Genomic DNA, 25020 nt, shown 5'->3' on the forward strand with positions numbered 1-25020 from the left:
CCGATCACCCTACGGTGAACACACTCGTCCGGGACCGCGACGGATCACCCGGTCGGACGTGGAGCTCCCCCCGGTCCGGGAACGCGACGACGGCCGCCACGGTGCGTTCGCGGCGGATGTCGCCGGTGTCGCCGACGCAGATCGGCGGCGCGGACAGGATCTCGAAGTGGCGCTCGGCGCCGGCGTCGGCCGGCAGCCGCTCCAGCGCCTCCTCCGCGGCGGCGAGACGGCGCCGCGAGGAGTTGCGTGCGAACACGTTCACCTCGTCGTGGGGAGCGAACTCGGGCTCGAGGTAGTGGTTGGTGTGCACCGGCCGGGCGGCCGTCCGCAGGCGTGTCTCATCGCCCAGGATCTCGACGTACCCGGCCTGGCGCCGGTCGCAGAGCATGATCGACCTGGAGCTGGCCAGCCGCAGGGCGCGCAGCTCCGCCACGGCCTGCTCCACGCTGTCGCAGACCTCCAGCAGGTGCCGGATCGCGAGGTACGGCGGCAGCCCGGGCCGCCACTCGCCCCCGAGCACCAGGTTCAGGCCGATGGCGAGACCGCTGCTGTTCACCCCGAGGTAACCGAGCAGGCCGCCGAAGCTCAGCACCAGGGTCCGGCGCGGCGAACCGGAGACCGCCACCCGCAGCACCGCGATCTGGTCGTCGAGGTCGCCGTTGAGGTCGACGGTCTGCGCCAGTACGGGCACGTCGCCGCTGCGGGCGTAGGTGGTGCAGTCGCCCATCGTGGGCACCTTCCGGTAGCCGAGGATCTCCCGGCGCACCTGGAGCATGACCGCCTCGGACCACGCGATGCCGGCCCCGTCGGCCAGTCCCCGGATCTCCTCGGCCAGGTCCGGGGTGGTGGCCGCGATGGCGTCGCCGTACGCGGCGAGCACGGGGGCGAGCGCGTCGCGCGTCACCGGCGCGGGCAGGAGCCGGTTGAGCCGGCAGAGCCCGTCGTCGAGGAACGCGCGCAGGGCCGGGGCCCGTTCCCGCCCGTGCCGCAGCCCGATCTCGTACGGGCTGCCGGCAAGGGACAGGAACGGCACGACGGACGTCGCGACCATCAGGAGGCTCCGCTCCGGACCGCCACCTTGGGCCCACTGGCGAGCTGCGCCTTGACCTCGGGCCACTCGGCGCGCAGCACGCTGTAGTAGACGGCGTCCCGGCGGCGGCCGCCCGGCATCGGGTTGAAGCTGCGCAGCACGCCCTCCTCGACGGCGCCGATGTTGCGCAGCCCGGCCCGCGCCTGCAGGTTGAGCACGTCGGTCTTGAACTCGACCCGCTCGGCGTGCAGCACCTCGAACGCGTGCTCCAGCAGCAGGTACTTCGCCCAGCGGTTGACGCCCTGGCCGCGGAAGTCACGGCCCAGCCAGGACCAGCCGATCTCCAGCCGCCGGTCCGGTTCGGACAGGTTGCCGTAGCTCATGCTGCCGGCGACGCGCCCCGTGCGCTTGTCGACGACGACGAAGACGACCCGGCGGCCGGCCTCCAGGTCGGCGAGCATCGTGTCGAAGAACACGGTGAAGTCGTCTTCGGTCTCCACCCGGGACACGAAGTATCTCCAGATATCCGGGTCCATCGCGATCTCGTGGATGGACTCGCGGTCGGCCTCGGTGACCGGGCGCAGCAGCGCGTGCTCGTTCTCCAGCAGTGCCGGCGCCAGTTGCCGCCAGGTCATCGTCGCTCCCTTGCTCATACGTGCGTGATCCGTTCCTTGTGCGCGGACAGCGCGGTGACGATCTGGCGCGCGGTCCGCATCGCCGCCAGGTCGTGCTCGGTGAAGTTGGACAGGTCGACCGCCGTGTCGTCGCACACGGCCGTGAGCAGCAGCACCTTGTTCAACGACGTCAGGCCGTACTCGTCGGCCAGGTCGACGTCGAGGTCGATCTCGTCCGCGGCCACGTCCTCGACCACCTGTGCCACCCGGTCGCGGACGGCCGCCTCAACCTCAGCAGACATGGACACCCTCCCCAATCGCCATGATTTCCGACCGGTACGTGTTGAAGATCTCCTTGCGCCGCGGCTTGTACTGCGAGGTGAGCAGGCCGTTTCCGATGCTGAACGGAGTCTCGGCCACCACCACCCCGCGGATCCGCTCGTCGGGCGCGAGCACCTCGTTGGCCTCGGCCAGGTGCGCCGCGATCGCCTCGGCGTCGGCGGGCCGCCGGGCCGGCGACACCACCGCCACCAGATGCGTCTGCGTCGGGCAGAAGACCACGCACTGCTCGATCTCCGGGCTGGCGCGCAGCCGCTCCTCGATCGGCCGCACGATCACCTTCTTGCCGTTGTCGAGCACGATCACGTCGTCGGCGCGGCCGAGGATGAACAGGTAGCCGTCCTCGTCGAGGTAGCCGAGGTCGCCGGTGCGCACCAGGCCGCCGGGCCCGAAGACCCGTTCCGTCTCGCCGGGCGCGGCGTACTCGTAGCGCACGTTCACGGGATGGTCGGCGGCGATGCTGACCACTCCGTCGGGACCGATCAGCACCCGCTTGCCCGGCAGCACCCGTCCGACGCTGCCCTCCCGGCTGGCGCCCGGATGGTTCTTGGTGACGATGCAGGTCTCGTTGAGACCGTATCCCTCGTAGATGGGCAGCTCGTTGTCGGTGAAGAACCGCAGCATCGCCGAGCTCGCCGGAGCCGACCCGGTCCACAGGTAGCGGATGCGGTCGCCGAACAGCCGCCGCCCGGCTTCGGCGAGGTCGAGCCCGCCGCGCGCGGCCTCGCTCTCGATGTGCCGCTTCGCCGCCTCGAAGAAGCCCGGGACGCCCATGACCACCGTGGGCCGGACGCGGCGCATCGTGGCGAACGCGGCCTCGTAGCTGCTCAGGGTGACGTCGTGGCCGTACGCCAGCGCCGAGTAGATCCAGTACCGCTGCTGCAGCAGGGAGAGCGGCAGGAAGACGAAGATGTCGTCGCCGGGGCCGTGGGTGAACATCTGCTGCACGGCGCGCAGCGAGGAGTCGATGCTGCCGACCGAGGCCCCCAGGCCCTTCGGCTCGCCGGTGCTGCCCGAGGTGAACTTGATCGTGGTGATCGCGTCCGGCGGATAGCCGACCGGTTCCGGCACCGCGCCGGTGTCCGCGGCCAGCGCGTTCACCTCGTCGATCGGCCGCAGCCTCGGATCCGGGCCGGCCGCTTCCGTCCCGGCCTCCGGGCCGGCCGCTTCCGGCCGGTCGGTGAACAGCAGGGCCAGGTCGTACCGGTCGAGCAACGCCGGGTCCGGAGCGAACTTCCCCGGCTCGAAACCCGCGGTCACCACGCCGCACCGGAGGGCGGCGAGGTCCAGCAGCACCCACTCCAGGCAGTTCGCCGCGAGGATGCCGATCCGGTCGCCCGGCTTCAGGCCCAACCGGCGCAGCCCGGCCGCGACCCGGCACGCCGCCGCGTACACCTCGGTCAGCTCGACGGTCGGGCCTCCGCCGAGCCGGGCGATGCGGAGGTGGTGACCCGGAGCCGGTGGGGTGCCGACGATCCGGTTGACGATCGAGTCGGTCATCGCGCGCCCTCCTCGCGCCGGGCGGCGGCGACCCTGGCGGCCATCGCGGGCACCGTGCGCACCTCGTGGAGCTGGTCGAGCGGGATCGTCACGTGGAACCGCCTGCGCACCTCGACGAGCACCCGCGCGGCGGCCAGCGAGTCACCGCCGAGCTCGTAGAAGGTCGCGTCGTACGGGACGTCGGGCACGTCCAGCACCTTCCGCCACATCATGGCTATCTCGCCGGCGATCCCGTCCGGTGGCCGCGTCCCGGCCTCCGCCGACACCGCCTCCGATGACACCGCCTCCGCCGACACCGCCTCCGATGACACCGCCTCCGGTGACGCGGTCGCCGGTGACGCGGTCGCCGGTGACGCGACGGCGGTCAGCCGCGCCCGGTCCACCTTGCCGTTGCGGGTCAGCGGGAGCGCGTCGTGCCAGACCACCGCCGACGGGATCATGTAGTCCGGCAGGTGCACGCGCAGCCGTCCCCGGATCTCCTCGGCGTCCGGCCTGGCTTCGCCGGCGGCGGCGAGGTGGGCCACCAGCCGGTCGCCCCGCGCGCCTTCCTGGCGGACGACCGCCGCCTCTTTCACCGTCTCCAGGCCGACCAGCCGCGTCTCGACCTCGCCGGCCTCGATGCGGTAGCCGTTCACCTTGATCTGGAAATCGCCGCGACCGAGGATCTCGATCTCGCCGTTCGGCAGGTATCGGCCGAGGTCGCCGGTGCGGTAGATCCGCTCGCCCTGCCCTTCGCCCTGCTGCCGTTCGTCGACGCGGAACCGCTCCGCGGTGCGCTCCGGGTCGCCCCAGTAGCCGCGGGCCAGCCCGACCCCGGCGGCGCAGATCTCGCCGGTCACCCAGTCGGGTGTCTCCCGACCGGCGGCGTCGAGCACGTACGCGCGGTTGTTGGCGTTGGGGCGGCCGTACGGGATGCTCCGGCCGCCGTCGTCGGCGACCTCGACAGGGTGCAGGATGTTCCAGATCGTGGTTTCGGTGGGACCGCCCAGCGAGCAGATCTCCAGGTCGGGCTTGAGCCGCAGGAGCCGGGCGGGCAGCCCCGGCGGGATCCGGTCGCCGCTCATCATGACGAGCCGCAGGTCGGGCAGCCGCTCCGGACGGCCGGCCGCCTCCTCGTGCAGCAGGCCGACGATCGCCGGCACGGAGTTCCACACCGTCACCCCGGCCGACTCGCACAGGTCGAGCCAGTGGTCCGGGTCGGCCGCCCGGTCGGCGTCCGGCAGCACGATCGCCGCCCCGGCGCTGAGGGCGCCGAAGACGTCGTAGACCGACAGGTCGAAGTTGAACGCGCTGATCCCGAAGAACCGGTCGCTCGCGTCCACGCCGAAACGGGCGTTGCAGTCGGCCACGACGTTGGCCACGCTGCGCCCGCTGACCATGACGCCCTTGGGGTCTCCGGTGGTGCCGGAGGTGTAGAGCACGTAGGCGAGGTCGTCCAGGCACGCACCCGGCGGCGGGGACGGGTCGGCCGGCTCCTCCGCGGCGGCGTCGGCGTCGCCGGGCAGCCGCAGCACCTCCACGCCGTCCGGGATGCCGTCGGGGACGCCGACGTTGCTGAGCACGCACCGCACCCGCCCGTCGCGGAGCATGTACGTCCGGCGCGCCGCCGGCAGCCCCGCGTCGACCGGCAGGTAGGCCGCGCCGGCCAGCACGGTGCCCAGGATGCCGACGATCTGCTCGGGCCCGCGCGCCATCACCAGGCCGACCAGCTCGTCCCGGCCCACCTGGTGCCGCCGCAGCCAGGCGGCGACGCGGCGGGCGCGCCGGTGCAGCTCGCCGTAGCTCATCGCCACGCCGCCGGCGATGACGGCCGGGGCGTCCGGCCGCCGGCGGGCGTGCTCGGCGAACGCGTCGGCGAGCAGCCGGTCGGACCGCGGCGCAGCTGTGTCGTTGGCCTCGTCGCGCCGCCGCCGCTGCTCGGGCGGCAGCAGGTCGGGGGCCACGGCGGTCCAGCCCTCTCCGGCGCACAGCCCGTCCAGCAGCCGCTGGTAACCGGTGGCCAGCGCGTCGAGCAGCCCGTCGGGGAACAGCTCGTCCACCCCGTCGATCTGGATGACGAGCCCGCCGTGCTGCTCCATCGCGAACACGTTCAGCCACACCTGCGGGGTCTGGCTCACCGTGAAGGTCTCCCGGCCGAACAGCTCCAGCGCCGTCCCGTCCACGTCCGCCTGGACGTGGCCGATCGCGCAGTTGAAGGTGTACGGCGCCCGGGCGGCGCCACCGCGCCGTCCCAGCTCCCGCAGCACCTCGATGCCGGAGTGGTGCCGGTTCTCGATGGCGCGGTGCAGCCGTCCCTGCAGGGACCGCGCCCACTCCTCGAAGGTGGCGCCGTTCCCGAACCCGACCTCGACCAGCATGACGTCGGAGAACTGCCCGATGGCGTCGGCCATCCGAGGGTGGATCGGCGGCCGGTTCGCGAAGGTCGTGTTCAGCGTGAACCGGTCTCCGGCCCCCCAGTAGTGGAGCGTCCGCGCGTAGCCGGCCAGCAGCAGCGCCGGTGGGGTGATGCCGCCGGCGGCGGCCCGCCGCTTCAGCTCGCTCCACGGGGAGGCGTCGAGCCGGACCAGCCGCTGGGTGAACCGGGGCCGGGCGATCGAGGACGGGCTGGCGGCCAGTGGAAGGTCCGGCATGGGCGCGAGGTCGTCGACCCGGTCGGTCCAGTAGCGCTGCGAGCGCCGCGCGGGCGCCCGGTCGCGGGCCCGGCGCAGCTCCGCCACGTAGTCCGCGAGCGGCACGCCGGGGTCGTCCCGGCCGTCCCGCTCGGCCCCGTCGTCCTGGTACGCGCGCCACCACTCGCGGAAGAACAGGAACATGCTGATCCCGTCCATGACCAGTCCGTCATGGCCGACGTGCAGCACCATCCGGTCGTCGGCGAGGACGCTGACCTCCGCCCTGACCAGGGGCGGCCGGTCGACGGGCGACATCCGGTGCGAGCAGCGCTCCCGATACGACTCGAGGCTGCTCAGCCTGGCGTGCTCCGGCAGGGCCCGCAGGTCGCGCACCCGGATGTGCACCGGCACCCGGTCGTGCACGATCTGACGGCCGTCCTGGGTGAACGAGACGCGCAGGGCGTCGTGGCGGTGCACCACCGCACGCAGCGCCCGCTCCAGCCGTTCGACGTCCCAGACGCCCTCGATCTCGTGGTAGACGTGGCTGGCGACGTTGCCGACCTCGACCAGCTCGCTCCGGCCGTACAGGTAGGCGCCCTGGAGCGGGGTCAGCGCGAGGCCGGCCCGCGCGGTGAGGTGCGTGAGGAGGTCGGGCTTGGCCGCCCGGATGCGGGCCACCAGCTCGGCGTCCATCCTGTCGGTCGGCCCCTGGAGCCGCAGGTCGCCGCCGACGGCGGTGATCGTCAAGCCGCGCGAGGTGACGTCGTGCAGCAGCTCGGCGACACTCACGCCAGAGCCACCTCCATCCCCGCCTGCGTCCGTTGGCCGATCAGACCGGCCAGCTCCGTGATGGTGGACCCGAGCAGCTCCTCGACCGAGACCTCGACGTCGGTGTGTTCGAGGATCCGGTACTGCAGGGTGACCGCGTGCAGCGACGCCGCGCCGAGGGAGACCAGGCTCAGGTCGGCGGCCGGCGGTCCGTCTTCGAGCTGCAGCGTCTCGGCCACGGTGGCGGTGAGCCAGCCGGCCAGCTCGGCGTCGACGGCAGGACGCGGATCGGTGAAGAAGGTCCGGTCGGCGAGGGTGACCCGGGATCCGGGGGCGACCAGCGTCACCGTCTGCGGCCAGGTGTCGATCTCGCCGCCGCCCAGCGCGGCGGCGAGCTTCGCGGCGAACCTGGGCATCACCGGGGCCGCGCAGACCGCCAGCAGCTTGGCCGCCGCCAGCTCGAGCGCGATGGCGGTGCGGGCCTCGTCGCGCCAGGCCGGGGACGTCGACACCCTCGCCTCCAGCGAGGCGAACCGCCGTACGTCGTCCACCAGCCCGTCGAGCTCGGCCACGGCCTGGTTGAGCGAGAACCCGTCGGGGCCGAGCGCCCCGGCGACTGCGGCGCGGCGGGTGTCGAGCCGGGCCAGGAAGGCGGTGTGCTCCGGCGTCCAGTTCCCGGCGTCGGGGACCAGGCCGTCGTACCGCTCCGCCATCCGCCGCCCCAGGTCGTGCAGCCAGTCCTGCCAGGTCCCGACCAGCCTGTCGCGCACCGCGCTCTCGTACGCGCCGACCTCGAAGTTGGTGCGCCGCCCCTCGGAGCGGATCCGGGACAGGTAGTAGCGCACCGCGTCGACCGTGTCCGGGGTGAGGATCTCCTTGCCCCAGACGGCGTGCCGACGGCTGGTGCTGAACTTGGCGCCGTCGAGCAGCAGGAACTCGTTGACGTTGTAGTCGATGTCCGGCGCCCAGTCCGGGAAGGCGAGCTTGTAGAGCACCGGGTAGAGGATCGCGTGGTAGAAGCTGTTGTCGTACCCGAAGAAGTGCACGATCTTCCAGTCCGCCCGGGGCGCGTCGGCGCGCCAGTCCCGGCCCAGTCGCCGCCCGAGCTCGGCGATGCCGTGCAGGAACCCGTACGACATCTCCGGCCAGACCCAGATGACCTGACCCGGTGCGCCGTCCTCCAGCGGTGGCACGCCCCAGTCCGACGGGTGGGTCATCGCCACGTCGACGCCGGGTCGGGCGAACAGGCGCTCGGCGAGCTCGCGCAGGCGCGCCGGTACGCGGCCGAGGTGGTGGTGCAGGGCCACGTCGGGGGCGAACCGGTGCAGCGGCAGCATGAAGCGGGTCACCTCGGCGACCCGTGGGACCGCGTCGGAGTGCCGGATGGCCGGGTCGACCAGGTCGTGGCAGAAATTGGGCTCGCCGCACTCCTCGCAGATGTTGCCGCCGGTGGGCCCGCCGCAGGTGGGACAGCCGCCGGACACGTCGACCTCGTAGAGGTAGCGGCCGTCCGGCCCGACCAGTGCGGGCGCCTCGGCGGGGGCGACCGCGCCGGAGGCGACCAGCCGGGAGAAGAACGCCTGCAGTCCGGCGCGGTAGGCCGGGTCCGCGTCGGTCACCGTGTACTGGTCGAGCGGGATGTCCATCATCCGGAGCGTCTCGGCGATCTCCGCGCTGTAGTGCGCCGCCGTCTCGGCCGGGGTGCGGCCCTCACGCCGGGCGCACTCGGTCACATAGCTCTGGTAGTCGTCGCTGCCGGTGAGGTGCCAGGCCTGGGCGCCGTTGAGGCGCTGGAACCGTACGAAGACGTCCGCGCCGAGGTACGGGCCGGAGAGGTGGCCGAGGTGCAGGTCGCCGTTCGGGGTGGGCGGGGTGGAGAAGACGAAGACCGGACGGTCCCGCAGCCGGCCGCGCTCGACCTGCGCCGCCTGCCGGCCGGCCCGCTCCGGATCCCGCCAGTACAGCGTCGCGAACAGCAGGTCCTCGTCGCCGGTGTTCTCGATGACGTGCGTCTCGAACGGCTCGAACTGGGCCACGACGCCCGCGTGCACGGGATACCTGCGAGCGTCCACGATCAGGTCGCCGGCGCCCTGGACGATCACGAAGGTCTCGGTCTCGTCGTGCTGGTGGGCGTCGGACCGTCCGCCCGGCACCACGCGGCCCCATCCGGCGCCGACCCCCAGCCCGTCGATCGAACTCATGTCGATGCCGAACAGCTCATGCAGCGCGCCGGCGTCGTACGCATTGATGATCACCATTGGCTCCTACGGCTGGACGTCAGGTCGAGGAGGTCGACCGCCTCGGCGGCGATCGCCGGGGCGAGGCGGTATCCGGATCCGTTGGCGCCGCCGGCGAACACGATCCGGCCGGCCGGATCGAGGGCCCGCACCAGCGGCCGCCGGTCGGGGGTGTAGGCGTCGCAGAACACCCGGCCCGACGTGCAGCGGGCGGCGAGCTCCGGCGCGTACCGCGCGAGCGTGCCGCGGGCCTCGGCGAGGTGCTCGGCGTGCAGGCCGTCCGTCGGCCGGTCGGGGTCGACGTCCCATTCCTGGCAGGTGTAGCTGAACAACCAGTGGCCGCGGTCGGCCAGCGGGAGCAGGAACGCGTCCTCGTCGTGGAAGACGACGCAGGGGGCTCCCGGGCCCGGCCGGTCCTCGATGTGCAGGGCGACCACCTTCTTGACCCGCGCCCCGTGCGGGGCGAGCAGGTCGCGCCAGGCCGGCGCGTGAATCCAGGGCCCGGGGGCGAGCACCACATGGTCGGCCGTGAGGTCCTCCCCCGACCCCAGCCGCAGCGTGACGCCGTCCGCCCGGGGCACGAGCCCGGTGACGGCGATGCCCTCCCGGAACGGAACGGCGGGGCGCAGCCCGCGTGCCAGGCGCAGCGACAGGGCGTGGACGTCGGCGTGCTGGCAGCCGTCGCCGGTCCACGCCACCGCGCCCGCGGGCAGCACGACCCGGTCGTCGCCCGGCGCCGCGACCGGTGTCAGCTTTGCGCTGGGCAGGTACGCCTCGTGCACCTCGGCGGCCCGATCGGATGAGGCGACCACGGCCATCGGGAGCGGGTGGATCGGCGCGCCCGGGTCGGCGCCGAGCAGCCGCCCGTACCAGTCCTCGCTGTAGGCGGTCATCCGGCGCACCCGCTCGGAGGCGCCACGCGGGAAGTGCAGCCCGGCCGAGCGCCGCGACGCACCAGTGCCCACGCCGTCCCGGTCGACGACGACGACCTCGGCGTCGGCGCCGCGATCCGTGATCTCCCGTGCGACGAGACATCCGATGATGCCCGCGCCCACCACCACGACCGTCGGCCGGCTCACCGGTGGATCTCCTGGCCCTGGCGCTCCCGGCCTGCCGGATCGTCGGGTGGGAGCTTGGCCGACCACTCGATGAACGAGGCGGTCTGACTCTCGGTGTTCACGCCGCGCAGGCGGTCGAGGATGCGCTGGGCCCGCCAGGCGTTCAGGCTCAGGTTCGGGTCCGCGAGGCCGCGCTGCTGCCGCGCGCCGTTCTGTACGAAGATGTTGCGGTCCTGCGGGCCGTCCCACACGACCGCGAAGTTGTCGTCGATCCGATACTCGTCGCCCTCACGCTCCAGGCGGTGCGCGATCGGGGCGAGGAAGTCCATCCGCGCCGGACGGAAACCGGTCGCCCAGACGATGACGTCGACGTCGATGTGCTCGGTGACGTGGCGGAGGTCGTTGTGAGCGATCGCCAGATCCCATCCGCCGCCGTCGTCTCCGGTCACGTGCAGCACCTCCCGGTTGGGGTAGAGCGCGAACAGGTCGACCGCGCCGTCGACGAACCGATGCACGTACGCGCGCTGGTAGATCTCGCGCAGCGTCCCCTCGGAGATGCCGTCGCTGGTCAGGATGTGGCGCTGGTTGAACGCCTCGCGGACGGAACGCTCCAGCCGGGAGAAGTAGTCGGAGAACGACGGCGTGTAGTAGTCGTTGGTGAACGGCGAGTCGTCGATGGGCAGGAAGTTCGGCCGGCGCGAGATCCACACGACGCGGCGCGGCAACTGGCGCTTGGGGCGTGAGATGAGGTTGAGGAACGCCTCCGCGCCGGACTGTCCGCCGCCGACCACGGCGACCCGCTTACCGCCGAGGTCGCCCGCCTTGCCGATGAACTCGCTGACGTGGAACTGGTCGCCGCCCACAGCGTCGCGGGCGTGCGTGGGCAGCCAGGGCTCCGTGCCGACGCCGAGCACGACGTTCTCGGCGCGCAGGGTGTTGCGGGTGGTCCTGATGTGGAACAGCCCGTCGAAGTCGATCGACAGCACCTCTTCGCCGAAAACCACGTTGTGGTTCATGCGGCTGGCCCACTCCAAGTAGTTACGGAACTCCTGACGGGGGACCGAGTCGAACTGGGCGTTGATGAAGTGGTACAGCCGACCGTGGGCACGCAGATACGACAGGAACGAGAACGCGTTCGTCGGATCGGTGAGGGTCACCAGATCCTTGAGAGTCGATACTTGTAGTGCGGCGTCCTCGAGCTGCTGGCCGTCATGCCACCCGAAACAGGGCCGCTTTTCTATGAAGCGATTCGTCACTTCGGGGTGCCCGTACAACAGCGAGGCGAGACTCAGGTTCGCCGGTCCCACACCCACGCCGATACAACGAAAATAGTCGCCGCCAGGAACAGGTGCCTTTTCTTGCACGATCGGAATCACCTTTCCGATATGTTTTCCCCAGCCCGCGCCGTCCGGTTTTCGCGCATCATTGATCGCGTTTTACCGAGGCGTGACGAAACCCCCTCCTCGTCGGTCCCAAGCCCCTTTGGATGGCATTGATCATGCGAAACCCCTGGTCAGGGGAATTGCAGAGAAAAACTTCGTCACCCGAACGTCTGGTCATCTGAGTCGACCAACCGTGACGAGGATCACCATAATCATGACGCGCCAGAGCTGTCAATAACAGAAAAACCGAGCCCAATAACGTTACGCGGCGCAGTTTCTTTCGTTTCCGTCAAGACGATTCGCGACTCCGTCATCGCCCGATGACGTCATGTGTTCGCCGCGGCGAACAATCATCGGCGACCGACGGGGGCGAGCCCGGTGAGCAGGCGGCCAAGAGGTCTCGAAGGCGGCCGCCACGTGCCCGCAGGAGAGCCGCGACCGCGGCCGCCGGCGACTCCTCCCCGGCCGGCGCGGGCGCGGACCGGGAGATTTCGACTGCGGTTTTCCGGACTTCCGGGCCTGGACATTATCAATGGTAATTACACAGAGTGCATGTTTACCTGTCAGTAGCGCCGGACCGTTCCAGATTACGGATTCGCGTCAGGCCGGTTTCGGCCATCGCCGATACTCCCAGCCTATCATCCGACATCCGACATTATCCGTTTTGTACTGATTCGAGGTAACGCACAGTGGGGCCTACCCGCACGCTTGAACGGAGGCAGTGATTTGATCACTGTCACCGAGGATGAGTTTCCGCTGAAATCTGATCTCGCCGAAAACTCGGGAAGGTCGATCCGAATCCAGATCAACGTGCGGCATTCCCGTTTCCTGGACCCGGGCGTCGGCCTGGGCGCTCCCGGAGCAGGCCGCGACTCTTCCCGAACTCGACACTCGTGCACCTTTCGCGCCAATGGGAGTATGGGCGGATGTCCTCAGCCTGGATGCACCGCGCGGAATCTGACTTGATTGCCGTGAAATGAGAGGAGGTGCCCTCCGACCCCGCGCACACGCCGCTACTGCCCGCAGCCGGCACGGTCGCCTTCCTGGATGTGGACTCGATGCAGAAACGCACCTACGGATACGCCAAGCAAGGCGCCGGATTCGGGCACACGAAGATCCAGGGCAAGAGTGTGCTGGTGCGCGGGTTGAACGTGCTGGCCTCGACCCTGTCGATCCCAAGATCAAGACCGCGATCGCCGCCATCGACGATGACGCCTGGACGGCGATCGAGTATCCGAACGCGATCTTCGATGAGCAGGCCGGCTGCTGGGTGTCCGATGCTGAGATCGCCGAGACCCGCTATACGGCGTTCGCGTCGAAGAAGGGTCAGGCGGTCGCGGCACGGCTGATCGCGCGCCGGGTCAAGCGGCTCAACCCCAAGGCCGCGAGCGGCCAGGACGAACTGTTCAGCGTGTACCGGTATCACGCGGTCTTCAGCGACAGCCCGTTCCACCTGGCCCAGGCCGAAGAACAGCATCGTGACCACGCGATCGTGGAGCAGGTCTTCGCCGACCTGGGCTGCGGCCCGCTCGCGCATCTTCCCTCGGGTGACTTCGCCGCGAACGCCGCGTGGCTGACCTGCGCGGCGATCACCCACAACCTGCTGCGCGCGACCGGCTGCCTGGCCGGTCCCGTCCATGCCAAGGCACGGGTGCCACACTCCGCCGCCGGTTGGTCGCTGTCCCCGCCCGCCTGGCCCGGCACGGACGTGGTCACCTCACCCTCCACCTACCGCAGCATTGGCGCTGGCAGCAGGCGTGGATGAACGTCTTCGACGCCGTCCATGACCCACCGCCCGCGCAAGCGGTCTGACCAGCCCTGAACACTCTCGGTCACCGCCCGCACCACCGCGACCCCAAGGGTCACCCGCGCCGCCGGCGCATGAACCCCCACCCCGAGCCTTTGGACACGTGGACAAGCTGCGATCCGCGCGCACCCCGCACGCCCGGTAACAGCGCTTCACCTGCCGAAACGGCCCTCGCGACCGAATCGGACCAGGAATCGATCACAAGAAATCACGCGGTGCATTCAGGCTCAGCGGTGCCGATGCCGAGCTTGGTCGCGACCGCGTTGATCGTGGCCCACTCGGCCGGGTAGTCCGGCCGCACCTGGGCGACCATCCGCACCGCTCGGCGGCGCAGTTCGGTGGCGTAGGGAGACTTGCCTGGCATGGACTCGATCCTCTGGAGAGATCCAGTCTCCACCGAACCCGGGGCGATTCAAGGTGCCCCCCAGTGCAGGTGATCCAGCTCAGGATGGCACGGCAAGCCGATGGAGTTTCGGGTTCAGTCCCGCAGAGTGGCGATGGCCTTCTCGATGCGCCGCCGGCGTGTTTCGGGCTTCTTCGCGCTCTCGATGGCGCGCACGTGTTCACGCTTACGGCTGTCGGTGAGATCGTCGTAAGCGGCGCGGGCGGCCGGGTCGTCGTCGAGGGCTCGGGCGAAGTCCACGGGTTCGACGACGACGCGCGGCTCGGTGTCGAGTTCCAGCTCGACCTCGACCTCCTCGCCTGTCGCGACACCGGCGGCCTGCCGGTTGGCGTTGCTGAGGCCGAGCAGATGACGGCCGCGCAAGATGGCGACGCGGCTCTTCCAGCGATGCCCGTTGACGGTGATCGTCACCGGCGGTCGCGCGCCCCCGCCGAGCGCCTCGACCACCTCGGGCGGAACTTCCAATCCCCGCATGGGCCCGGGAGGCTCCACGATGGTGCGAAACTTCACAACGTGCTCCTCTACTCCGCGTAGGGCTGGTCCTTGGCCTGCTCGCTGTAGCCGAGACTCCAGATGTAGCCGTCCGGGTCGGCGAACGTGCCGCCGTACCCGCCCCACGGCAGGGCGCCGGCGGGCTTGAGGATCGTGGCGCCGGCCTTCTCCGCCTCCGCCATCACCTCGTCCACCCGCGCCTCACTCCGTACGACGTAGGTGAGCACCAGCCCGCTGAAGCCGCTGCCCTCCGGGCTCGTGCCCGCGAGGCCGGCCAGACCCTCGCGGCCGTAGAAGCCGACGGGCGAGGCGCCGTCCGACTCGAAGAACACCGAGATGCCGTAGTCCTGCTTGACCTTCCAGCCGAGCCCCTCGGTGTAGAACTGCTTGGCCCGGTCCATGTCCCGGACGCCAAGAAGGATCGAGCTGACGTGTGCCTTCATGTCTTACTCCTTATGTATGGAAGGTTGTGCGGTGCAGGGTGATCATGTGCCCGGACGCCACGCGGGCACGGGTGTGCGCCGCTGAAACCGGTCGCGAGCGCGATGCTCACCACTCCTCGCCCTGCCTGAGGACGGTCCTAGCCCCATCTCTGGCCGGCCGGCTCCTTGATGGTGGCGTTGAGGCGGTTGAAGAGGTTGGTGATGCCGATGCTCATGAGGAGGCCGGAGATCTCCGCCTCGGAGAAGTGATCGGCGATCTCGTCCCAGAGGGTGTCGGGGACGGCCTCGCCGGAGCGATCGGCGACCCGGGTGACGTGCTCGGCCAAGGACAGGGCGGCCCGCTCGGCGCTGGAGAAGTACGGGGCCTCTTGCCAGGCGGCCACGGCCGCGATCTTGTCCTCGTCGGCGCCGGTCTTCCGCATACTCTTGGCGTGGCTGACCACGCAGGCGCTGCAGCCGTTGATCTGGCTCGTGCGCAGGCCGACGATCTCCTGCAGTTCCTGGGAGATCCCGCTGCTGTTGATGCCCTTGAAGATCGCCTGAATGCCGGTCATGACATCGGGGAGGACGTAGGCCGGGTTCTTCATGCGAGCTTCCATCGTTCTTCCTCTTTCTCGTCGTTCCTGCTGGGGTCTGGTCTGAGGTATGAGACGGATGTGCGAGGTTCGTCGGCGGGCCGCGCCAGGGCTAGGTAGGCGGGTCGCCACTGTCTGGTAGGCCCGGCATGTCGGTTCGGGGAGTGGAACGAGGATCGTGGTGATGACCTGCTCGCTCGCACGATCCAGGAGCCACGACAGGATCCGGGACACATCGCCGCCGATCCACTGGGTGTGGATCTGCCCGAAGTGTGCCCACTGCTCTTGGGTCATGACTGCCTGGCAGCGTCTGGTCCTCCTCGTGTCTGAGGTGGCCAGTGAGACCGGGAACCAGGCAGTCGGTAAGGTCGCCGAGCCGGTCCATGCCACTCTCGGAGTGGGCCAGTGCCGCGCCGATCGCCTCGATGACCTGGTTGATGGCGGCGTGCTCGGGCTCCGTCGCCTCCGGCAGCGTCAGGTCGGCGGGCCTGTCGGCCAGGGCCTGACCTGGCACGGGCCACAGAGCGTGGTCCTCGGCGGTGTGGCCGGACATGCAGGGATGTCTTGAACAGGTCCCAGCCGGCCGCGGTGCGCGGGATGGCGCGGGGGGCGCCGTCGACCCGAGCGGTGACCCTGGCTAGGTACTCGGCCTCGCGACGCAGCGCGTCATGCATCGCATACATCGTCGTCGGGTCGAGCGTCGTGCTCACGGCCTTCTCCTTCGAGCGGTCAGCTGCGGCGCCGCCCTCGCGCGTGGTTGTGGACGTCTCCTACCTTGGAGCGGTCGCACGTCTGCATCAACGCGAGATTCCGTATGATTCGATAACGTGGAACTTATGAGGCAAATGAGGACTTAAGTGGAGATCCGGGATATCGAGATCTTCCTGACTCTGGCCGAGGAGTTGCACTTCGGCCGTACCGCCACCCGGCTCCACGTGTCCCAGGCCCGGGTCAGCCAGGCCATCAGCCAGCAGGAACGCCGCATCGGCAGCCCCTTGTTCGACCGCTCCAACCGCCGCCAGGTCCGCCTGACCCCGGTCGGACGGCAGTTGCGCGACGACCTGCGAACGGTCTACTCAGGGCTGCAGGAAAGCCTCGAACGCGCCCGGATGGCCTCCCGAGGCATCACAGCGCGCCTGCGCGTGGGCATGCTGCCCTTCAACGTGCACGACTTCCACCCGTACTGGCAGGCATTCCGCGCGCGGCACCCGCAATGGGAACTTCAGCTGCGCCGCGCCCCCTTCATCGACCCGTTCGCCGCCCTCCGCGACGGTGAGACGGACGTCCTGATCGCCTGGCTGCCCGTGGAGGAACCCGACCTGACCGTAGGCCCGTCGCTGCTCACCGACCGCCGGGTGCTCGCCGTCTCCGCCACCCACGGACCGGCCGGATGGTCCTCGATTCCGCTGGAGGCGCTCGGTGACTTCCGGCACGCCACCGCAACCGACATGCCGGACTACTGGCAGGACAGCTACCTGCCCTTCCACACCCCGCGCGGGCAGACGATCGAACGCGTCGCCCCCATCACCAGCACCGACGAACTGATCGATCTCGTCGGCACCGGCGAGATCGTCCACACCTTTCCCGCCCACGTCACCCGGTATTGGTCGATGCCCCACCTCCGCTGGCTGCCCATCCCCGACATGCCGCCCCTGACGTACGCCCCGGTGTGGCGGACCGACACCGAGAACGACCTTGTCCGCGCCCTCGCCCAGACCGTCCACGACCTGGGCGCCACCACCGGATGAGCCACGCCCGCAACCGCGAGTTCGCCGAGACACCCTGGTCAGCCCTCTATCAGCGCTGAGGGCTGGGTCCCTGCAGGGGGTGGCTGCCGGCCTTCGATGGCGAGCCGCGAACCAACGTCGCGCTGGATGAGGTCCTGGTCGCGGGTCCTCCCGTGGCAGCACCGACCGCGCTTCGTCGGTCAGCGCGGTCAGGGCAGAGGCATCGTTCATGGGTGCATCCTTCGGAGTGAACTGACATTCCGCAGATGCGGCGATGACGCGCTGACCAGGTGAGGCAGGGGCGATAGGTTGGTCTTTGTCTCACAGGGTCAGCGCACGGTAGCAGGACATACGGCACCGGCCGTCATGTCCTTGTCGGTGAGCATGTTGCGAACATCGCCATGTGTCAGGGCGTCGGGCCAGACTCCCCGTCGCCGTAATGGCGGCCGATCAGCTGTACGAGGTCGGCCAAGAACGCCGGCGTTCCGGAGTCGGGCCCGAACTGGAGGCCGTAGCCCAAGGCACCATCGCGGAGGGCGGCGGATGGGCCTGAGGGTCATCGCCGGCTGGGTGCCGATCTCGACATGGTGGTCGGTGATGTTCCTCGGAATGACCCCGCGCGAGGCGCACACCGTCGGCGAGTCGGTTGCCGTTGCCTGGAGCGGCGCCGCCATCGCCGCCGACGGCACTCCGGTCAATTGGTCCGATATCAACATCGACGACCTGGACCAAGATGGGCCCATCCGCGAGGCCGGGGCCTACTTCAACCGAGCGATCTTCCAAGCGCAACTGGAGAAGTAACGCCCTGCGGAGGTGGTCAGGCCGGTCGGCGACTCGTAGTGAAGACGGAGAGGAAATGAAGATTCTGACCGCCTTCGATCTGACCGGCAGTTACCGCAGAGCCGCGGCCCTGGCCGGCTGCGATCAGCATACCGTGCCCCGCTACGTCGGCTTCGCCCGGCGCACGGGAAGATCGGCGCCGACCAGGTACACAGGCGCCTGGTCGTGTTCGTGTTCACCGGCACCGATCGGACCACCCAGCGTGCGGTGTCCGCCGAAGAGACGTTCAGTCGACGGATTACCTGGAAGGCCGGCCCGGGCCGCCTCTGGGGCGCAACCGTTCCAGGAGGCGCCAGTGCTCCATCACCGCTTCTCTTCCCTTGGCGGTCAGCTGGATCCAGGTCTCAGTCCGCTTGCCGGCAAGTTCCTTGCGCACCTGGACGATCCCGCCGTTCTCGAGCTTGGTCAGATGGGAGGAGAGATTGCCCGGCGACAGGCCCGTGACACGCTGCAGGTAGAGGAAATCGGCCTCCCCGCAGGATTCCAGGGCGGCGGTGATGGCCAGCCTGGCAGGTTCATGGACGAGCTTGTCCAGGTTGGCCAACTCCTGAAAGGGCTCACTCACCGGACTCGTTCCCGCCTAGCACTCGCCTGAGCAGCAGGTGGCTCCACACCCCCAGCAGAACGGCAGCGCCACAGCACACTCCCAGCAAGATCGACAAATCGGACAGGGGATGGCCGACACCCTGGAAAGGGAGCAACCCACCCACGATGAGGGCGACGCCCGTCAGGAGGAACGGAGGTGCGAGCGGACGCAGCCGCCGGCCCGCCATCAGTACTCCCGCCCCCACGGCTACCGCCTCCGGGCTGAACGGCAAGGCGGGCGTGAACTTGTGCAGGACGGCGACCGCGGCAAACACCACGCCCGTGGTCACCAAGGCCGAGCGCCCCTGCTCCCGTTGAGCCCGGACCGCACCGTACCTGCGCCGGTAATAACCGCTCAGCACAGGTATGGCGGCGAGTGCCGCCATCAGCCCCGCCGTGGCCATGCCCCACCAGATCACCGCATCGCCTTGGCTGCCGGAGCGGGGGTCCACTACGAACAGAACGCCGAGGACCGTCAGCAAGGGCAGGACGACGAGTCCTTGGAGCATCTCGTAATGCGCAGTGACGAAGCGGACTCGTTCCAGATCGGGCATGGAGTGGCTTTGCACGCGTGCCTCCGTTCTCGACGACATCGACCTCCACGGTAACGCAGAGCGCTTTGCGGCGCAAAGCGCTCTGCGTTAGCAGGTATGACCCGAGCTCGACATGGTGCCCCGCCGAAGATCTTGGACAGGCCTAGGGCGTGACGGTGGTTGACCAGGCAGGTGTTGGCCTCGCGCAGCGTCTCCTCCCGCACATACCACTCCTGCGTCCAGCGCGTGTATCCGACCGCGTCCTTCCCCAGGGAGGTGGCGGGAGAGGACGTCACCGCCGACGTCATCCCCTGCCGCCTGACACCGCCGAAGCGCGACGGCTACGCGGTGACGTGGACCGACGAGCAATGGAACCGGTTGCGGACGATCTTCCCTGACGGGGTGTGCGACTATTCCAGGCCGGGGGTGTCCCAGCAGAGGACGGGAGCCACCTGGCTCCGCTTCTGACGGCGGACTCCCCAGGTTCGACCCGATCGGGGCCGGGGGCGGAGCATGTCGGCATGCTCGGCCCCCGGGCCCGGCTCGCCGGCCGGTCGGCGACGAACTCCGGCACGCGCCCGGCGGCGCGGGAGGCGACGCCCCGCTCGCGGCGCCACCGGAAGCTCGCTCACCTGGCGGTGAAGATGGCGGCGTAGACGCCGTTCTCCATGTCGATCCAGGTCGGGTACAGGCCCTTGGCCGTCATCTCGTCGTACCGCGCCTGGTACTGGGCGGCGCTCATCCCGTGGAAGGCGTACCAGGTGCCGATCCGGTCGTTGCGCCAGACGGTGAGATAGCCCTTGCCGTCCGGGGTGACCGCGATGGCGGACGGCCGGTATCCGCGCTTGACATAGGTGTCGAAAACGCGCTGGTACTCGGACGCGGAGTCGGAGAGCGTGAAGTGCCAGTCGACGCCCGACGGCTTGGCGGTCCAGACCGCCGCCACCCGCTGGTCCGATGCCGTGCCGTACAGGTTGACCGAGGTGAGGATGTAGCCGCTACGGCTCGCGTCGGTGTTGGCCGAGAGGAATTCGGGGATGGTGATGCCGTGGCGGGCCAAGAACCTGCCCGCCTTGTACTCCAAGATCGCGTTGAATGTGGTGTCCTGCCCGCTGCCCGTCGCGCTCACCATGACGGGCTGGTAGCTCCCCACGCTTGAGGCGTCGACAAGCTCCTGATACCGAGCGGCGGTCAGCGTTGTCCGCAGTATCCGGTGGGGGCCGCGCCTGTTGTCCCAGAACATCGCGTACCTGTCCTGCGCCCCCTGCAGCCCCACCGAGAAGCTCACCGGTTCCATCCTTCTGGCCTTCCAGAGTGAGACGAACATGCGCATGTCCGAGCGATTCAGGCCGTGGTGGCCCCGGTATTCATAGGAGGGGCCGGAGGCGCGAGCACTCGCGGACGCCGATGGGGCGGCCACCGAGACAGCGGCCAGGACCAGCGTGACGGCCGCCATGGTCCTCAGGCGAATGGGCATCGCTTCTCCTGATGATTGTCGTGTCCGGACCGGACCCGGTTCGGTGTGAGGTCTCATGGGTACGGCCGATCACTTTCACACCGGTTGCCACGGCCTTGACGGCGGCCTGATCCGTGAGCGGGAGCGCCGCCACCGCGCAACCGGCGGGCCTCGGAGCGGAAGCCCGGCGGGGCTCGCGTCACCGCGAGGCGGATCGGCCCGGAGTGGCCGGGCGGGGGACCCCAGCCGAGGATCGGGCGATCCTAAGGGTGCGATCCGGGTTCTACAGAGACCCCGAAGTCCCGAGAATCGTTGCACAGGAGCCACACGCCGCTCGGGCCAGAGAGGGCTGGGAATGACGGACACACCGGACGCGGAGATAGTTCCACACCTGCTCGCCATCCGCGGCTTCGTCTGGAGCGCCGGGTGGACGGGCGACCCGTTCGCGTTGCTCCGGCGCGGCGCGGCCGAGCCGCTCTACCCGTTCTACGAGCGGATCCGCGAGGCCGCGGGCGGCGTGTCGTTCAGCGGCCTCGGCTTCGCGGTCGTGGTCGACCACTCCATCGGCGCGCAGGTGCTGGGAGACCCGGCCTTCGGACCACGGGTCAACGCGGAGGACATGCTGCGCCGGGTGGTCCCGCCGGAGAACTCCTACCTCGGGCTGCGGTCGCCGGGCGACACGCGCGTCCGAGCCGTGGTGACGCCGGAGCTGGCCCCGGACAGGGTGGCCGCGATGCGGCCGCGGGCCGAGGAGCTCTGCGGCAGGCTGCTCGACAACGTCGACGTCGCGGCCGGGTTCGACGTGGTGAGCGGGTTCGCCGACCGGTTGGCACCGGCCGTGTTGGCGGAGTTCCTGGGGGTGCCCGACGCCCACCGGCCCGCGTTCGCCGAGCACTGCCCGCATGTCAGTGCGCTACGCGACCCCTTGCTGCTGGCCGACGCCCGCGCGCAGGTCGTGCACACCGCCGCGCTTCGCGCCCTGCTCGACCAGGCCTGGCCGGAGGCACCCGCACCCGGCCTGCTCGGCCGCCTCGCCGCGGCGCACCGCTCGGGCGTCATCGACCGCGACGAGGCGGTCGGCGCCTCTGTCATGATCGCCGCTGTCGTCGCCGAGATCACCACCGCCCTGATCGCCAACACCGTACTGGCGCTGTGCGATCGGCCCGACCTCTGGGCACGACTGGCGGCCGAACCCGATCTCGCCGCCCGTGTGGTGGCCGAGACGTCGCGCTACGACCCGCCGGTCCAGCTCGCGTACCGGGTCGCCATGGCCGGCGCCGAGATCGCGGGACAGCCGGTGCCCGCCGGCACACAGGTGGCGGTGGTGACCGGAGCGACCAACCGCGACCCCGAGGTCTACGCCGACCCCGGCTCCTTCGATCCGGACCGCCGCGGCGAGCCCGCCCCGCTGCCGGGCGACATCCCCGGCGCGGACCTGAGCGCCATGCTCGCCGGAGCCGCGTTGACCGCCCTGGCGGCCCGGATGCCCGCGATCGCCTGCGCGGGCCCGGTGAAGCGGCGCCGGTGGGAGGCGAACGTCCGCGCGGTTCTGCGTCTCCCGGTCGCCGCGCGCCGGCCGGACCTCGCAGCCGTTCCCTCCTGACACGTACGAAAGGGCATCCCGCATGCGTGTGCTTTTCGTGACCTACGCCGAGAAGACCCACTACCACATGATGGTTCCGCTGGCATGGGCCATGCAGACCGCCGGACACGAGGTGCGGGTGGCCAGCCAGGTGGAGCTGGCCGAAACCATCACCGGGTCCGGACTCGCCGCGGTCCCGGTCGGCACGTCCGACTTCCACCGGATCGCCGAGCAGGCCGGTGAAGGCGGAATCCAGTTCACCGACCCGGTGACCGACCTCGCCGAGACCGACCCGGAGAAGCTGACCTGGGAGTCCATGCTCGGTTCGTACACGGTCCGGGTGCCGCAGTACTTCGCCATCGCCAACTCCCTGTCCATGCTCACCGATCTGGTGGCCTACGCCCGGTACTGGCGGCCCGACCTGGTCGTCTGGGAGCCGTTCAGCTTCTCCGGGGCGGTCGCCGCCCGCCTGACCGGTGCGGCGCACGCCCGGCTGCTCTGGATGCCGGACGTGCTCGGCGTCAGACGCGCCCGGTTCCGTGATCTGCTGGCGCGGCAGGAGCCCGACCTGCGCGACGATCCGCTCGCCGAGTGGCTGACCTGGGCGATGGAGCTGTTCGGCGGCGAGTTCGACGAAGAACTGACCACCGGCGCGTTCGACATCGACATCGTGCCACCCGCGTTCCGCCTTCCCGCGTACGACCGGCGTCCGGTCGTCAACACCCGTTATGTGCCGTACAACGGGCCGGCCCTGCTGCCGGATTGGCTGCTCGCCCCTTCCGAGAAGACCCGGGTGTGCCTGTCGATGGGCATAACCTCGAGCCAGACGGGGGCGTTCCCGGTCAGCTTCGGCGAGGTGCTGGAGGCGACCGCGGACCTCGACGTCGAGATGGTGGCCACCGTGCCCGAGCGCCTTCAGGAGGAGTTGCGCACGGTGCCGGGAAACGTCCGGCTGAGCGGGTTCGTGCCGCTGAACCCCCTTCTGCAGCAGTGCTCGGCGATCGTCCATCACGGTGGAGCGGGCACACAGTGGACGGCGGTGCTCAACGGCGTGCCACAGCTGATGCTCCCCTGGCAGTTCGACTCGGTGCTGAAGGCCCGCATGTTGCGCGAGGTGGGCGCCGGACTTGCCGTCGAACGTCACGAACTGACCGCCGAGGGCCTGCGTACCGACCTGGAACGGCTGCTGAAGGAGCCGTCGTTCGCCGAGGCCGCGACCCGGCTGCGGGACCAGACGCTCGCGACGCCGAGCCCGAACGAGGTTGTGCCTCTTCTGGAGAAACTCGCCACCGAGCACCGCCGGTGAGCCGGCCGTAAACGAGCGAGACCCGAGGTCCGACGCCGCCGAGCCGACACATCCGAGCGTCCTGCCCGGCGTCCGGGCGACCGGAGCGTCGTGCGCGGGGTCACGGAATCAATGGAGCTCCGCCTCCCGGCCGCCGGTGCAGAACGAGGTCGTCATGCGCAGGCCCTCCTCAAGTGACACCTCGGGTCGCCAGCCGGTCGCATCGCGGAATGCCGTGGAGTCGATCGTCACACTCCGGAAGTCGCGGGCCTCCGCGTTCGAAGGCGGGTCCACGGAGACGACCGGGACCTCCGCCTTTCCGGTCTGTTCAGCGACCAGTTCGGAGATCCTGGCGAACACGGCGCCGAGCGGGGCGCCGTGGCCGGTACCGAGCAGCCAGCGGGATCCCGCCAATTCGTCTATATGGTCGATCGCGGTCGAGAAGGCACGGGCGACGTCGTCCACGTGGAGCAGGTCCCGGCGGACCGTGCCGTCATGCCACATCGTCAGGGGCTCACCGGCCACCGCGCGGCGCACCATCATGGAGACGATGCCCTTGTCCCGGGTACTCGAGCCGGAGCTGTAGCCGAACACCGTGGGAAGCCGCAGGACGGCTCCGCGTACGGCGCCGGCCGCGTCGGCGGCCAGCAACAGTCGTTCCGCGGCGAGCTTCTGGCGGTCGTACTCGCCCTTCGGCCGGTCGGGCTCGGTGCCGTCGAGGACCTCCTTGTCCGAGGGTCCGGCCGCCGACGCCGATCCGGCGAACAGTACGGCCGGGCGGACCCCGCCGTCCTCGCGATCGCCCAGTACGGACAGCAGATCGCGCATCAGGCCCACGTTGACGCGTTCTGCGGCCGTGTCACCGTCGGCTATCCGCCATGTCGAGGATCCGGCGATGTACGCGAGCGAGTGGATCACCACGTCGGCGTCCGCGACGGCGGCGGCCATCGCGCCGGGCTCGGTCAGATCCGCGGCGCACACCTCGATCTCGGCGCGCGCCCCTCCGGGGATCGGGGTTCGCCTGCGGGAGACGGCGCGCACCCGGAGCCGATGGTGCGCGAGTTCCCGAAGCACAGCGGATCCGACGAAGCCCGCGGCGCCGAGCACCACGACGTGCGGTCGTTTCATCGCCACAGCGTTGCCTCCGCTTCTTCGGCGGTCCTGAGTTCCGGAAGCAGTCCGGCGTCCATCGCCTCGGCCAGTGTGGGCGCGAGCATGTCCCGGTCGGACTGGACGATTTCGATGCCGTCGGTGATCGGCAGACCGATCTCGGGGTCGAGTGGATTGATCGCGAGTTCGTTGTGAGCGACGTATCCCTGCGACATCAGGTAGACGACCATGGAATCGTCGGCCAGGGAAAGGAACGCGTGGCCGACACCCACCGGGATGTACAGTGCGCGGCAGCCGTCGGCGTCGAGCCGGGTGGTGGCCCATTCGCCGAACGTGGGCGAGCCCACCCGGAGATCGATCAGGTAGTCCTGCACCTGCCCGTAGGGGCAGTAGACATACTTGGCCATTCCCGGTGGGGTCGCGGTGTAATGGATGCCGCGCAGCGTTCCGCGCGTGGACAGGTTGTGGCTCACCTGCTCGACCTGGAACAGGGGTTTGCCCAGATGTTCGCTGAAGAACTCTCCCTGGAAGGGCGCGGCGAACAGGCCCCGGCGGTCCTTGAACACCGTCGGCGTGAACTCGAAGGCACCTTCGATGCCCAACCGGCGTACCTGCATGGGTGTGTCACGCTCACTTTCGCTTCGC

General features: G+C 69.9%; 25 protein-coding genes. 7 read left to right on the top strand and 18 right to left on the bottom strand.

Annotation, left to right across the window (positions count from 1 at the left end):
• Positions 1–4 precede the first annotated feature (4 nt).
• From AWQ70_RS28355 to AWQ70_RS28390, 8 genes are read right to left on the bottom strand one after another with little or no spacing between them, the layout of a single operon-like run.
• A complete protein-coding gene (locus AWQ70_RS28355) occupies positions 5–1051 on the bottom strand; it encodes a C45 family autoproteolytic acyltransferase/hydrolase (protein ID WP_067182448.1) in 1047 nt (348 codons plus the stop codon).
• The gene (locus tag AWQ70_RS28360; protein WP_245647183.1) at positions 1051–1683 is read right to left on the bottom strand and encodes a GNAT family N-acetyltransferase; all 633 of its coding nucleotides are present in this window, start codon (positions 1681–1683) and stop codon (positions 1051–1053) included. The genes AWQ70_RS28355 and AWQ70_RS28360 overlap by 1 nt, the downstream gene beginning before the upstream one ends.
• Positions 1680–1946 carry a phosphopantetheine-binding protein gene (locus tag AWQ70_RS28365; protein WP_067182450.1) on the bottom strand — a complete coding sequence of 89 codons (267 nt, stop codon included), beginning with the start codon at positions 1944–1946 and terminating at the stop codon, positions 1680–1682. The genes AWQ70_RS28360 and AWQ70_RS28365 overlap by 4 nt, the downstream gene beginning before the upstream one ends.
• Positions 1936–3483 (bottom strand): AMP-binding protein, encoded by a 1548-nt coding sequence (locus AWQ70_RS28370; RefSeq protein ID WP_067182453.1) that lies wholly within the window; start codon positions 3481–3483, stop codon positions 1936–1938. The genes AWQ70_RS28365 and AWQ70_RS28370 overlap by 11 nt, the downstream gene beginning before the upstream one ends.
• Complete coding sequence (locus tag AWQ70_RS28375) at positions 3480–6881, bottom strand: non-ribosomal peptide synthetase (RefSeq protein ID WP_067182460.1); 3402 nt, start codon at positions 6879–6881, stop codon at positions 3480–3482. Before AWQ70_RS28375 ends, AWQ70_RS28370 begins: the two co-directional genes overlap by 4 nt.
• On the bottom strand, positions 6878–9118 hold the full coding sequence (locus AWQ70_RS28380) for a class I tRNA ligase family protein (RefSeq protein ID WP_174552429.1): 2241 nt from the start codon (positions 9116–9118) through the stop codon (positions 6878–6880). Before AWQ70_RS28380 ends, AWQ70_RS28375 begins: the two co-directional genes overlap by 4 nt.
• Positions 9112–10176 (bottom strand): NAD(P)/FAD-dependent oxidoreductase, encoded by a 1065-nt coding sequence (locus AWQ70_RS28385; RefSeq protein ID WP_067182463.1) that lies wholly within the window; start codon positions 10174–10176, stop codon positions 9112–9114. Before AWQ70_RS28385 ends, AWQ70_RS28380 begins: the two co-directional genes overlap by 7 nt.
• Positions 10173–11531 carry a lysine N(6)-hydroxylase/L-ornithine N(5)-oxygenase family protein gene (locus AWQ70_RS28390; RefSeq protein ID WP_306303422.1) on the bottom strand — a complete coding sequence of 453 codons (1359 nt, stop codon included), beginning with the start codon at positions 11529–11531 and terminating at the stop codon, positions 10173–10175. The genes AWQ70_RS28385 and AWQ70_RS28390 overlap by 4 nt, the downstream gene beginning before the upstream one ends.
• A 1276-nt stretch (positions 11532–12807) precedes the next feature.
• Between AWQ70_RS28390 and AWQ70_RS39345 the strand changes: the two genes are divergently transcribed.
• Complete coding sequence (locus tag AWQ70_RS39345) at positions 12808–13302, top strand: hypothetical protein (RefSeq protein ID WP_067182465.1); 495 nt, start codon at positions 12808–12810, stop codon at positions 13300–13302.
• Between the two features lie 250 nt (positions 13303–13552).
• Here AWQ70_RS39345 and AWQ70_RS39350 read toward each other — a convergent pair whose 3' ends face one another.
• From AWQ70_RS39350 to AWQ70_RS28415, 4 genes are all read right to left on the bottom strand, one after another.
• The gene (locus AWQ70_RS39350) at positions 13553–13708 is read right to left on the bottom strand and encodes a hypothetical protein (RefSeq protein ID WP_157530518.1); all 156 of its coding nucleotides are present in this window, start codon (positions 13706–13708) and stop codon (positions 13553–13555) included.
• A gap of 114 nt (positions 13709–13822) precedes the next feature.
• Positions 13823–14365 carry a YdeI/OmpD-associated family protein gene (locus tag AWQ70_RS28405; RefSeq protein WP_444543150.1) on the bottom strand — a complete coding sequence of 181 codons (543 nt, stop codon included), beginning with the start codon at positions 14363–14365 and terminating at the stop codon, positions 13823–13825.
• Positions 14269–14682, bottom strand: coding sequence for a VOC family protein (locus AWQ70_RS28410; RefSeq protein ID WP_067182479.1), 414 nt, complete (start codon positions 14680–14682; stop codon positions 14269–14271). The genes AWQ70_RS28405 and AWQ70_RS28410 overlap by 97 nt, the downstream gene beginning before the upstream one ends.
• 137 nt (positions 14683–14819) lie before the next feature.
• Positions 14820–15281, bottom strand: coding sequence for a carboxymuconolactone decarboxylase family protein (locus AWQ70_RS28415; RefSeq protein WP_067182482.1), 462 nt, complete (start codon positions 15279–15281; stop codon positions 14820–14822).
• A gap of 359 nt (positions 15282–15640) precedes the next feature.
• On the opposite strand from AWQ70_RS28415, the gene AWQ70_RS42130 reads away from it, so the two are divergent.
• The 3 genes from AWQ70_RS42130 (at position 15641) to AWQ70_RS28430 (ending at position 17785) form a co-directional block, all read left to right on the top strand.
• On the top strand, positions 15641–15763 hold the full coding sequence (locus AWQ70_RS42130) for a hypothetical protein (RefSeq protein ID WP_281197119.1): 123 nt from the start codon (positions 15641–15643) through the stop codon (positions 15761–15763).
• A 351-nt stretch (positions 15764–16114) separates the two neighbouring features.
• Positions 16115–17005: a LysR family transcriptional regulator gene (locus AWQ70_RS28425; protein WP_067182490.1), complete on the top strand. Its 891-nt coding sequence runs from the start codon at positions 16115–16117 to the stop codon at positions 17003–17005.
• A 522-nt stretch (positions 17006–17527) separates the two neighbouring features.
• Positions 17528–17785 carry a hypothetical protein gene (locus AWQ70_RS28430; protein ID WP_067182493.1) on the top strand — a complete coding sequence of 86 codons (258 nt, stop codon included), beginning with the start codon at positions 17528–17530 and terminating at the stop codon, positions 17783–17785.
• Positions 17786–18062: 277 nt separating this feature from the next.
• On the opposite strand, the gene AWQ70_RS28435 is transcribed toward AWQ70_RS28430, so the two are convergent.
• Genes AWQ70_RS28435 through AWQ70_RS42485 form a run of 3 tightly spaced genes read right to left on the bottom strand, consistent with a single transcriptional unit; the run spans position 18063 to position 19238 of the window.
• A complete protein-coding gene (locus tag AWQ70_RS28435) occupies positions 18063–18389 on the bottom strand; it encodes a transcriptional regulator (RefSeq protein ID WP_067182495.1) in 327 nt (108 codons plus the stop codon).
• Complete coding sequence (locus AWQ70_RS28440) at positions 18382–18978, bottom strand: hypothetical protein (protein ID WP_067182500.1); 597 nt, start codon at positions 18976–18978, stop codon at positions 18382–18384. Before AWQ70_RS28440 ends, AWQ70_RS28435 begins: the two co-directional genes overlap by 8 nt.
• The gene (locus AWQ70_RS42485) at positions 18885–19238 is read right to left on the bottom strand and encodes a Tn3 family transposase (RefSeq protein ID WP_373282391.1); all 354 of its coding nucleotides are present in this window, start codon (positions 19236–19238) and stop codon (positions 18885–18887) included. The genes AWQ70_RS28440 and AWQ70_RS42485 overlap by 94 nt, the downstream gene beginning before the upstream one ends.
• Here AWQ70_RS42485 and AWQ70_RS40015 point away from each other — a divergent pair.
• Positions 19123–19410, top strand: a complete 288-nt coding sequence (locus AWQ70_RS40015) for a DUF6351 family protein (RefSeq protein WP_169808760.1) — start codon at positions 19123–19125, stop codon at positions 19408–19410. The two genes, AWQ70_RS42485 and AWQ70_RS40015, sit on opposite strands and share 116 nt — an antisense overlap.
• A 160-nt stretch (positions 19411–19570) precedes the next feature.
• Here the strand turns inward: AWQ70_RS40015 and AWQ70_RS28450 are convergent, their stop codons facing one another.
• Positions 19571–20419 carry a hypothetical protein gene (locus AWQ70_RS28450; protein WP_157530524.1) on the bottom strand — a complete coding sequence of 283 codons (849 nt, stop codon included), beginning with the start codon at positions 20417–20419 and terminating at the stop codon, positions 19571–19573.
• A gap of 334 nt (positions 20420–20753) precedes the next feature.
• On the opposite strand from AWQ70_RS28450, the gene AWQ70_RS28455 reads away from it, so the two are divergent.
• Positions 20754–22001 (top strand): cytochrome P450, encoded by a 1248-nt coding sequence (locus AWQ70_RS28455; RefSeq protein ID WP_067182511.1) that lies wholly within the window; start codon positions 20754–20756, stop codon positions 21999–22001.
• A 22-nt stretch (positions 22002–22023) separates the two neighbouring features.
• On the top strand, positions 22024–23286 hold the full coding sequence (locus AWQ70_RS28460) for an activator-dependent family glycosyltransferase (protein WP_067182513.1): 1263 nt from the start codon (positions 22024–22026) through the stop codon (positions 23284–23286).
• Positions 23287–23394: 108 nt separating this feature from the next.
• Here AWQ70_RS28460 and AWQ70_RS28465 read toward each other — a convergent pair whose 3' ends face one another.
• Positions 23395–24393, bottom strand: coding sequence for an NAD-dependent epimerase/dehydratase family protein (locus AWQ70_RS28465; RefSeq protein ID WP_218004691.1), 999 nt, complete (start codon positions 24391–24393; stop codon positions 23395–23397).
• Positions 24390–24992: a dTDP-4-dehydrorhamnose 3,5-epimerase family protein gene (locus AWQ70_RS28470; protein WP_067182518.1), complete on the bottom strand. Its 603-nt coding sequence runs from the start codon at positions 24990–24992 to the stop codon at positions 24390–24392. The genes AWQ70_RS28465 and AWQ70_RS28470 overlap by 4 nt, the downstream gene beginning before the upstream one ends.
• Between the last annotated feature and the right edge of the window lie 28 nt (positions 24993–25020).

The organism is Microtetraspora niveoalba (assembly GCF_001570405.1).
Classification (GTDB): Bacteria; Actinomycetota; Actinomycetes; order Streptosporangiales; family Streptosporangiaceae; genus Microtetraspora; species Microtetraspora niveoalba.

Bases quoted from the DNA above. Each gene is read 5' to 3' on its own strand.
- AWQ70_RS28355 (WP_067182448.1), bottom strand. From the start codon at position 1,051: ATGGTCGCGACGTCCGTCGTGCCGTTCCTGTCCCTTGCCGGCAGCCCG.
- AWQ70_RS28360 (WP_245647183.1), bottom strand. From the start codon at position 1,683: ATGAGCAAGGGAGCGACGATGACCTGGCGGCAACTGGCGCCGGCACTG.
- AWQ70_RS28365 (WP_067182450.1), bottom strand. From the start codon at position 1,946: ATGTCTGCTGAGGTTGAGGCGGCCGTCCGCGACCGGGTGGCACAGGTG.
- AWQ70_RS28370 (WP_067182453.1), bottom strand. From the start codon at position 3,483: ATGACCGACTCGATCGTCAACCGGATCGTCGGCACCCCACCGGCTCCG.
- AWQ70_RS28380 (WP_174552429.1), bottom strand. From the start codon at position 9,118: ATGGTGATCATCAATGCGTACGACGCCGGCGCGCTGCATGAGCTGTTC.
- AWQ70_RS39350 (WP_157530518.1), bottom strand. From the start codon at position 13,708: ATGCCAGGCAAGTCTCCCTACGCCACCGAACTGCGCCGCCGAGCGGTG.
- AWQ70_RS28410 (WP_067182479.1), bottom strand. From the start codon at position 14,682: ATGAAGGCACACGTCAGCTCGATCCTTCTTGGCGTCCGGGACATGGAC.
- AWQ70_RS28415 (WP_067182482.1), bottom strand. From the start codon at position 15,281: ATGGAAGCTCGCATGAAGAACCCGGCCTACGTCCTCCCCGATGTCATG.
- AWQ70_RS42130 (WP_281197119.1), top strand. From the start codon at position 15,641: ATGCCACTCTCGGAGTGGGCCAGTGCCGCGCCGATCGCCTCGATGACC.
- AWQ70_RS28430 (WP_067182493.1), top strand. From the start codon at position 17,528: ATGGGCCTGAGGGTCATCGCCGGCTGGGTGCCGATCTCGACATGGTGG.
- AWQ70_RS28450 (WP_157530524.1), bottom strand. From the start codon at position 20,419: ATGCCCATTCGCCTGAGGACCATGGCGGCCGTCACGCTGGTCCTGGCC.
- AWQ70_RS28455 (WP_067182511.1), top strand. From the start codon at position 20,754: ATGACGGACACACCGGACGCGGAGATAGTTCCACACCTGCTCGCCATC.
- AWQ70_RS28460 (WP_067182513.1), top strand. From the start codon at position 22,024: ATGCGTGTGCTTTTCGTGACCTACGCCGAGAAGACCCACTACCACATG.
- AWQ70_RS28465 (WP_218004691.1), bottom strand. From the start codon at position 24,393: ATGAAACGACCGCACGTCGTGGTGCTCGGCGCCGCGGGCTTCGTCGGA.
- AWQ70_RS28470 (WP_067182518.1), bottom strand. From the start codon at position 24,992: ATGCAGGTACGCCGGTTGGGCATCGAAGGTGCCTTCGAGTTCACGCCG.